Consider the following 9,178-nt stretch of genomic DNA (forward strand, 5'->3'; position numbering starts at 1 on the left):
CATCTACGACCCGGTCGCCAACATCACCGCCGCGGCCAACTACGCCGCCCACCGCTACGGCTCGATCGACAACGTCCACTCGGCCTACTGACCGGACGTGTCGGTGGTGGGGCCGAACCCGGCCAGAACATGCCCAGGGCCCGGCCCGACGTCGTGACCGAGACGTAAGCATGAGCCTTCCCGGGCTCCCCGCCCTCGAACAGGCCCGCTCGGCAGGCGGATTCATCCCGGTCCACGCACGCCCCTGGGCCCGGACCCTGAGGGTGGAGACAGCTGAGCGCGTGGAGACCGACCACGTGGCATCCGAGGCAGGGCGCGCGATCCCATGCCTCGCACGTGGTGATGCCGTCGGTGTAGTGCTATTCGAACCGTCTGGTGTCGCCTGCTCCTCGGCGCACGATCGTGGCTTCGCCTTCGGAGAAGTCGATGACCGTCGTCGGTTCGGTGCCGCAGTCACCCGAGTCGACCACCGCGTCCACCTCGTGGTCGAGTCGCTCCTTGATCTCCCAGCCCTGCGTCATCGGCTCGTCCTCGTCGGGCAGGAGCAGGGTGCTGGAGAGCAGCGGCTCACCGAGCTCGGAGACCAGCGCCTGGGTAACCACATGATCGGGAATGCGGACCCCGACCGTCTTCTTCTTCGGGTGCAGCAGCTGACGCGGAACCTCCTTCGTCGCCGGGAGGATGAAGGTGTAGCTCCCGGGCGTGGCTGCCTTGATCGCGCGGAACACGTCGTTGTCGACGTGTACGAACTGACCCAGCTGCGCGAAGTCCTGACACACCAGGGTGAAGTGGTGACGATCGTCGAGGTTCCGGATCGAACGGATCCGGCCGATGCCGTCACGGTTGCCCAGCTGGCATCCCAGTGCGTAGCAGGAGTCCGTCGGGTACGCGACGAGCGCACCGGAGCGGATGGTGTCAGCCACCGTGCTGATGGTGCGCCGCTGAGGATTTTCGGGGTGTACGTCGAAGTACTTCGCCATCCTTCGAGCTTATGTGATTCAGGCCAGGCTTACGCTCGCCATCCGACAGCGGCCGGCGCTCCGCCGACGGGTGCACGCGCGTACCTGCGCCGCAGCCGCCTGCCGGCGCCTGCGGAGGTGAGCCGACCAGGTCGTCGGCTCACCCTTGACGGCGACACCGTCAATGTGTTCCAGGTGGGATGAGGATCCCGCGTGTTGTCCCGTCAACACCCGGCGGCGTACGGCAATCAGCGGCCGCTGCCGACTGGGTGGAAGTACGGGCCGTCGGCGTCGGACCGTCGGCGTCGGGCCGACGAGCAGCCTGGCGAGTCGGGCGAAGAGCCGAGCGCGGACGTACGACCGCCCTGCCCCGGGGCATGGTTCGGCGGCTGCCGAACTCTTCCGTGTCTACGGTGGCGGCATGACCTCCTCCGCGCACGAATTCCATCAGTATGCCGATGTCCCCGCCACCCTTGCCGAGCCGCAGTTGATCCCTGTACCGGCTGTGGACGGGACCGACGACGACAGCCCGGCCACCGATGACCGTGACCCGGCCGAGCTGATCGCCGCCATGATGGACCGCTTCCTGGCCTTCGCGGAGACCTGGACGGCCTGGGACGGGACGCCCGCACGGATCGACGACCGTGTCTATACCCCGCACAAGTCCATCCGCCGCGTCGCCGACCATCTGATCGACCACCTCGCGGAGTTGGAGGCCCGCTTGGCCGGCGAGGAGCCGCAGACCGACCACTGGCACGCCTCGATGTCCACGACCGAGGCGGATCGTGCCCCGTTCACCGAGGAAGACCTCGACGAGGCGCGCAGCCGCCTCACCCGGCTCACCCGGATCTGGATGGACCGTCTCAACTCCCTGACACCGGAACAGCTCGACCACTCCCCGGGCGACGGCTGGACCTTCCGCCAGCTCGCCTTCCACCTGACCGGGTCGATCTACTACGCCGAGGCCATGGGCGACCTTCGAGGCTCCGGCGAGGAGAACCGGCCTCCCTCATGAGGAGGTTCTCACCTGCATGTCCTCCAGATGTCCCAGGTGTCGTTCGGCCAGAGCTTCGACGGACGGCTCGGCGCTCATCTGACGGCGCGGTTCGACGGGAGCAAGGTCACGAGCGCACAGGTCGGCCACCGCGCACGTCTCCGGCGTGACGGCCGGCGCCGGCCCGTAGCCCGTCCTTTCGCTGCAGCCGCATGTCGGCGCGAACAGCAGCCGCATGCCGGTCGGCTATCAGCTGCCGCCCATGACGATCGTCGGCCGCGACAGCGTTGGGGGCAGGTCGACAAGCTTGAGATCACTGACGGCAGATGGGCCTCCCGAGCTCGACGCGACTCTGCTGCCCTACGGCATCACTGCCCAGCCCAACTCCGCACAGGTCCCACCTGCCCGTCCTCGTTCCGCTGATCCTGGGCGGACCGGTCATCGCTACGGTGGGTGCGATGCTCCCTGCCGGACGGACGCCCGGACCGGCACCGCGGCCGCCCTGCGTACCGAATGGCCGGCTCTCCGGCTCAGCGGCCGAAACCGGCACGCGCGAGGTGAGGCATGTCCGTGGTTCCGGCGGACGAGATGCGGCGCTTCACCCGGGTCGGCGACCGCGTTGCGCGGTGGATCGTCGGGCAACACGGCTCAGGTCCCCGCAGTGACAGTCTTGCGGAATGCTTGATCGAGGGATACGACCACGGCCCGCTGGTTGCCGGGGAGCCGCTGGGGATCGACTACTCGCGTCTCACGGACGAGGGCCTCACGACGGTGGACACCGTGTTCGCGGAGCATCTCGACAACGAACGACGGATGCTCGGTGGGCTGTCGCCGTCCGAAGGCCGTCAACTCACGTGGCTGCCGCGCAGGCCGGCGGACTCGATCCTGTATTCCGACGAGGAGCCGCCCGGCGCCGCGCAGCAGAGGTCGTGCACCGCATCGTCGTTGTGTTTCCTGTACGTTGCCGACACCGGGCCGGCCGTGCCGCAGCCCGGGGGCCCGTGGCCTGGTTCCGGCATGGACTGTCGCTCGTTCCCTGCCCCGTTCTCAGCGAAGACCGGGCGCCGGAGCGGCCCCGAGACTGTCGAGCAGTTCGCCGGCTGTCGGCGTGGCACGCATCTCGGCCGCCAGGCGCTCGGCACCCGCCCGGTACGACGGTTCCCTGAGCACGAGTTCGACGGCTGCCCGAAGGCGGGCGACACCGTCCGGACCGAACCCGGCCGGCCCCTGCCCCGGTTCGTCCGCCGTGACGGTCAGACCTGCGCCCGCCCCGGTGACCAGCCCGGCGTTCGTCGGCTGATCGGCGAAGAGAGGCACGCAGACCAGCGGGACACCGGCGTCGAGGGCGCTGTAGACCGTGCCCGAACCGCCGTGGCAGAGCACGAGGGAGGCGCTGCCCAGCACGTCGGCCTGGGGGACCCATCTCTCCACATGGACCGTGCGGGGGACCGGCCCGAAGTCCGACACATCGGTGAGGGGCCCCGTGGTCAGCAGGACGCGTGCCGGCAGCCCGCTCACGGACGCCAGCACCGCCCGGTACAGGGCGGAGGCGTTCGGCATGCCGCCCACCTCGGTACCGAGCGTGACGTAGACGAGCGGTTCTTCGCTGCCGTCCCACCGGTCCGGCAGAGCGCTCGGGGCGGGTGGCTGGTGATAGCGCCGGGTCACCGCGTACGGCGAGGGGTCCAGGGAAGCGGGGAGCCGGGTCAGATAGGGGGACGCACGGAGCCGTTCCGCGATGCCCGCACCGTACGAATCGAGTATGGGGCGGAGCAGTTCGTCGGTGGACTCGGCGAACTGCGCGGCAGAGACGGCGACCTGGGCATGCGGGACACCGTGGCGCTCGGCTGCCACCACCGACGCGAGCTCGTACATCTCGTGCACGACGAGATCGGGCCTCCATTCCCGGCAGAGATCCTCCAACGTCGGCAACATGGCGGGGTGCACAGCCTGCCGAACACCTCCCTGGTCATCAGGGACACGCCCTCGTCCGCAGGCAGCCCCAGCACGCGCATCATCAGCGGCACGAGCTCGGCCTCGGGCGGCTCCCCGCCGATGCGGTAGGGCTGTTCCCGGGCCGCCAGTAACGGTTCGAGCTTCGGCGGAGCGACGACGAGGACATCGTCCCCACGCGCCGCACAGGCGTCGATGAAGGGGACAAGAGGGTTGAAGTGGCCAGATCCGCTGGTCGAGGCGAAAAGTACACGCATGGCACGAGCCTAGGGATCGGCGCCTCACCCCGCAGGACCGCATTGCGCCGACTTCGGGCACTCCGCCGCCCTCCTGCCTCGCCGCCCGCCCTCCGATCCCGGGAAGCGCTACGGACCCACCGACGGGGCCCACGCACAACCCGTCCGGTGGATTCGTGGTGCTGCAAGCAGTCGCACGAGGGAAGGAGAGTGAAATGCCTGAACTATCCGCACCTGTGATCAAGCTTGTACGGCAGACCACCGAGCCTGTCGCCGCGCAGACCCTGCGTTCGACGGCGGCCGCGGTCATCGCCTATGTCGTCGCGGTGTGGACCCTTCCGCAGCCTGCACCGCTGACGGCTCCCCTGACCGCGCTCCTCGTCGTCCAGGTCACCCTGTACGCAACACTCACCACGGGCATCCGGCGCGTCAACTCCGTCGTCGTCGGGGTGCTCATCGCCATCGGCTTCAGCACCCTGGTGGGTCTGAGCTGGTGGAGCCTGGGTCTGACGATCTTCAGCTCGCTGATCATCGGACGGATGGTGCGGGTGGACGAGTTCGTTCCCGAGGTGGCCATCAGCGCGATGCTCGTCCTCGGCGTCTCCCAGCTCGCCGCCACCGCATGGGACCGCATTCTCGAGACCCTGATCGGCGCGGGCGTCGGCCTGTTGTTCAACCTGCTCTTCGCGCCGCCCGTCTGGGTGCAGAACGCAGGCGTGTCCATCGACGAACTGGCGCGGGAGATGGGACAGATGTTCCGGACCATGGGTGAGGAGATCGGCGGCCACATCTCTGTCCGGCAGGCGGCGACCAGACTGCACGACGCCCGCAGGCTGGACCACGACATCGTGGCCGTCGACGCCTCGCTGCGGCAGGCCGAGGAGAGCCTGATGCTCAACCCCCGAGTCCGTCAGGGTCTTCTGTACCGCATCGTTCTGCGTACCGGACTCGACACGCTGGAGATCTGTGCCGTCGTACTCCGCGTGCTGTCCCGCACGCTGACGGACCTGGCCAAGACCCGGACCGAGGAAACCATGTTCCCGGAGGACGTGGCCGCCTCGCTCCGGGAACTCTTCGCGCAGATGGCCGACGCCATCGAGAGCTTCTCCACGCTGATCACCACCCCGGTGTCCACCAACGCCGAGGAGGCGGAGTCGCAGCTTGCCGCCGCACTGGCCGCCAGCCGCGCCACGCGGGACGTGGTGGCCGATCTCCTGCTTGAGGACGTCCAGGAGCACCCCCGACAGTGGCAACTGCACGGTGCGCTGCTTGCCGAGATCGACCGCATTCTGGATGAGCTGGACATCGACAAACGCGCCGAACGCCTCGGCGAGGAACTCGACCGCCACTCCGCTGAACTGCATGAACGCCATCCCTGGCTCGCCGTAATGCGGAGACGGCTCGGCAGTTCCCGGACCACGCAGCCGACAGTCCCGGAAAGGTGAGGGCGAGCCGACGGTACCCCGCGCTCCCCGCGACTCCCGTCCGTTCCGGCCCTGCTGCCGTCGGCGCACGCGAACGTCCCGCGCCGGTCGGGCACTTCACACCTTCGAGCGGCGCCCGGAGTCCGGCACGGCCCGTCGACGCAGGCGCACCAGGCAGGCCGGCCTTGCGATGCAGGAGGAGAACCGGAAGCCTCGGAGCGCCGGGCCGGGATCCGCAGGTCAAGGTCCCCCGGACGGAGAGCGGCACCTGCACTGAACCTGCGCTCCTCATCCCTCGTGAGACGTACGAGACCTCAGATGTGGATCGGTCATCCCGCCGGGACAGGCGAGACGCTCGATGTCCCAACCGGCGCGCCCCGCTCCGGCCTGATAGGCGCTTTCGTAGAAGGTGAGTACGGCCGCACGGGGATCGCTCTCGGCGCGGGCCGTGTCGTACGGCAGCACCGCCAGGTGGCTGCCGCCACGATCCACCCATTGCGCGGACGCCGGAGTGAGCGGTTCCTCCGCCAGCCCCGCCGGTTCGGGAGCGGTGTACGAGTAGAACGCGGGCGCGGCGAACTTGTCGTCACCGAACCAGAAACCGAAGCTGATCACCTCCCGGGAGTACGCCTCGCGCGTCACCGGGTCGATCTGCTGCGGCTGGTCGATCTGACGCTCCGAAAAGCGGGTGTGAGCGATATCGAAGGTGTGCCAGAAATGGTGCACGGGGCTGACTTTCCCTGAAAACCGCGCCGCGAATTCCTCCAGTACCAGCGCCACTTGACTGAGGACCTGCCAATATCGGTTGGCCTGTTCGGGATCGTATGCCGCGTGCTGGGTGTCCTCGGCGAACGGCCGGTCGGCGTCGGGCAGATCGAATGGCTTGGGCGAGTTGATATCCACCTCGATGCCCAGCGCTCCCAGGGCGCACATGACCTTCTTGTGGAAGGACGCCACGGATTGGCCCGAAAGCGGGAACGAGACCGTCGTGCCGTCCAGTCTTGTGACGACGAGCCGATGGCTGACGAAGTCGAAGTCGATCGTGAAAATCGGGTTGCCGTCGATCTGTCCCATGGGGCGGGTGGTGATACCGCGTCCAGTGAGGTGAAACGGAACGTTCCACCAGTGATTGCGCCGGACACTGGCCGCGAGACGGATCTTTCCGACGACCTGCGCGAAGCGGTGGAGTGTCTCTTTGGTGTCACGCCACTCGGCGAGCGGCATGGGCGGGAACGGCTCCATCGCCATCACTTCTCTCGTGCTGCCGGACGGTCCCGGCGGGCGGGCAGGGCGTTCTTCCGCACCATCATGGCCGTGCCCAGGGCGTACGGCACCTCCTGCGGCCGCTGTGGCGTCGTTCGTGTGAACCTTTGTGACCCGGCCGGTGGGCGGCCACTCGTGCGCCGCAGCCGGCGCAGGCGCGTGACGCGCGGCCGCTCCTGATCGCCTGCACGGAGATGCCCTTCCCGACGAGTCGGAGCCCCGTCGGCTGTCTGTCCACTGATGTCAAAATGTCCCAAATTTCGCAATTCTAGGGATTGAGAGGGGTTGCTTGCTTTTCTCGTGAATGCATCACCCCCGGGGGGGCTGAGGTCTCGCGCACCGGGCAAATCGCCCTTTTCGGGCCGAGTGGCGAGAGTCACCTTCCGGGCCCGCGGACGCAGCGGCGCGCCGCCCGGTTCCCTTCTGTGCAAAGAAAGTTGGCTTCGCGGGCCGGGGTGGATTGCGGAGATTTCCGCGAATCGATCTTGTAAATGAATTGTGATCGAGAAATGGGGGCTTGTTCGGGTCGGAGTTTCTCGCCTACGGTCACCGTCAATCCGGATGGAACGCCGAATCCTGCCGCCGTCCGGAAACCCGACCACTCACCTACGGCAGGAGCGGGGGACCCAGGTAAGTTGCCGTTCCGTTATCCGGAACGGCTAGGGGTGAAGTCGTATTCCCATACGGCCAGGCAACTCCAGCCTGAACCCGACAGCTGACCTCGTAGGCGACGGAGAGGAATGCGCCATGCTCGCAATGGATAACCACCGTCGTCGTAAGTCCAGTTCGCTGACTCGCGGATTCATCGCCGTGAGCACGGGCGGAGCCGCTCTCGCGCTTCCGATGATCGGGGCGACCGTTGCCTCGGCAGCGCCGGCGCAGCCTGTCACCGCCGTTGCCGTCTCCAAGACCGTGGCGCCCGCTGCCGCCCCCGCCGAGCAGACTGCCGTGCGGGCGGCTACCCCCTCCACCTATTCCGTGGTCGCCGGTGATTCCCTCTACACGATCGCCCTGAGCCATTCCGTGAGCGGCGGCTGGCAGCAGCTGTACAAGGACAATCGAGCGGTCATCGGAGCCGACCCCGGCGTGATCCGCCCGGGCCAGCAGCTCACCATCGGTGCCAAGGCACAGTCCACGGCAGCCCAGTCCACGGCGGTCGCGAGCAACGCCGCTGCCGTCACCGTGAAGCCCGTGACGTACACGAACGACCTCGACGGCTGGATCAAGGAGTCGCTGGCCGTCATGGCCCAGCACGGCATACCCGGCAGCTACAACGGCATTCACCGCAACATCATGCGTGAGTCCTCGGGCAACCCCCGGGCCATCAACAACTGGGACTCGAACGCCGCTGCCGGCACGCCCTCCAAGGGGCTCCTGCAGGTCATCGACCCCACGTTCCGGGCCTACCACGTGCCCGGTACGTCGATGGATCCTTACGATCCGGTGGCCAACATCACGGCCGCGTGCAACTACGCCGCCGCCAAGTACGGCTCGATCGACAACGTGTTCGGGGCCTACTGACGCCTGGTTGCGTTGGTGCGGGGATGACGGGTGGCGAGGGTGCGAGGGGGCCTCGCCGCCCGTTCCCGTCGGTGCCGCGCGCGGGAGACGATTCAGGCGGGACAGGACGTTCGGGGCCAGATCGACGCCGGCGGTGTCACCACGGCCACCAAGACGGTGATCCTGGAACGCCGCGACGGGCACGGTCGACCTGAACCGGCAGACCGCCTGGAAGCAGCCGTCCATCGACGCCGCCAGGACGATCTTCGACAGGATCAACCAGAAGGAGGGGACGATCTACCGAACCGATCTCTTCGGCACCTGCAAGATCTGGGGCGACCACCTCACGTACCACCCGCTCGGCGGCGCGGTGCTGAACCGGGCCACCGACAACTACGGCCGCCTGCACGGCTACTTGGGCCTGTACGTCATCGACGGCTCGCTGATCCCCGGCAACACCGGCGTCAACCCGTTCGTCACCGTCACCGCGCTCGCCGAACGGAACATCGAGAAGATCATCGCCACCGACCCGTGATGCTCAACGGCCGGGCAGCGCGCACACGGTGTCGAGGCCCAGCACGTGGTTGAGCCGGCCGAAGGCCGGCCATGATCCGATGCTCATGCTCGGCTCCACGATCTCGAGCCTGCTGTAGTGCGCGGTCATCCGGGACCGGAACGCGTCGTCGAGGTCGTGGTGATCCAGGGCGTACCGCTCGGCGCATTCGGCGGCCAACCGGGTCCGGTCGTCGAAAACGGGCTCCCCTGTCGCTTCCGTGGGTGTGTTCATGTGGCTTGACGGCCTGGTAGGTGGGGCCGGTGGCCGCCGAGGTTCAGCATGGCGAGGGCGAT

At 67.9% G+C, this 9,178-nt stretch carries 6 protein-coding genes, 3 pseudogenes and 1 riboswitch; of the genes and pseudogenes, 5 read left to right on the forward strand and 4 right to left on the reverse strand.

Features of this window, described 5'->3' with window-relative positions:
• Window positions 1-91 (forward strand): annotated as a pseudogene (locus AB0I23_RS40525) (transglycosylase SLT domain-containing protein); the annotation flags it as partial.
• Window positions 92-359: 268 nt separating this feature from the next.
• On the opposite strand, the gene AB0I23_RS40530 reads toward AB0I23_RS40525, so the two are convergent.
• Window positions 360-980: an L-threonylcarbamoyladenylate synthase gene (locus AB0I23_RS40530; protein ID WP_359118188.1), complete on the reverse strand. Its 621-nt coding sequence runs from the start codon at window positions 978-980 to the stop codon at window positions 360-362.
• Between the two features lie 550 nt (window positions 981-1,530).
• On the opposite strand from AB0I23_RS40530, the gene AB0I23_RS40535 reads away from it, so the two are divergent.
• Window positions 1,531-1,974 (forward strand): hypothetical protein, encoded by a 444-nt coding sequence (locus AB0I23_RS40535; RefSeq protein ID WP_359118197.1) that lies wholly within the window; start codon window positions 1,531-1,533, stop codon window positions 1,972-1,974.
• Window positions 1,975-3,000: 1,026 nt separating this feature from the next.
• On the opposite strand, the gene AB0I23_RS40540 is transcribed toward AB0I23_RS40535, so the two are convergent.
• A complete protein-coding gene (locus AB0I23_RS40540) occupies window positions 3,001-4,452 on the reverse strand; it encodes a glycosyltransferase (RefSeq protein ID WP_359118190.1) in 1,452 nt (483 codons plus the stop codon).
• Here AB0I23_RS40540 and AB0I23_RS40545 point away from each other — a divergent pair.
• Window positions 4,358-5,587: an FUSC family protein gene (locus AB0I23_RS40545; protein ID WP_359118192.1), complete on the forward strand. Its 1,230-nt coding sequence runs from the start codon at window positions 4,358-4,360 to the stop codon at window positions 5,585-5,587. The two genes, AB0I23_RS40540 and AB0I23_RS40545, sit on opposite strands and share 95 nt — an antisense overlap.
• A gap of 267 nt (window positions 5,588-5,854) precedes the next feature.
• Here the strand turns inward: AB0I23_RS40545 and AB0I23_RS40550 are convergent, their stop codons facing one another.
• Window positions 5,855-6,808 carry a DUF5996 family protein gene (locus AB0I23_RS40550; protein WP_359118193.1) on the reverse strand — a complete coding sequence of 318 codons (954 nt, stop codon included), beginning with the start codon at window positions 6,806-6,808 and terminating at the stop codon, window positions 5,855-5,857.
• Window positions 6,809-7,386: 578 nt separating this feature from the next.
• A riboswitch (cyclic di-AMP (ydaO/yuaA leader) is annotated at window positions 7,387-7,574 on the forward strand.
• Window positions 7,575-7,576: 2 nt separating this feature from the next.
• Here AB0I23_RS40550 and AB0I23_RS40555 point away from each other — a divergent pair.
• Complete coding sequence (locus AB0I23_RS40555) at window positions 7,577-8,350, forward strand: transglycosylase SLT domain-containing protein (RefSeq protein ID WP_359118195.1); 774 nt, start codon at window positions 7,577-7,579, stop codon at window positions 8,348-8,350.
• A gap of 160 nt (window positions 8,351-8,510) precedes the next feature.
• A pseudogene (locus AB0I23_RS40560) lies at window positions 8,511-8,864 on the forward strand (GMC oxidoreductase); the annotation flags it as partial.
• A gap of 3 nt (window positions 8,865-8,867) precedes the next feature.
• Here the strand turns inward: AB0I23_RS40560 and AB0I23_RS40565 are convergent.
• Window positions 8,868-9,080 (reverse strand): annotated as a pseudogene (locus AB0I23_RS40565) (carboxymuconolactone decarboxylase family protein); the annotation flags it as partial.
• Window positions 9,081-9,178 lie beyond the last annotated feature (98 nt).

The sequence above is a fragment of the Streptomyces atratus genome, assembly GCF_040655115.1.
In the GTDB taxonomy this organism is placed as follows: Bacteria; Actinomycetota; Actinomycetes; order Streptomycetales; family Streptomycetaceae; genus Streptomyces; species Streptomyces atratus_D.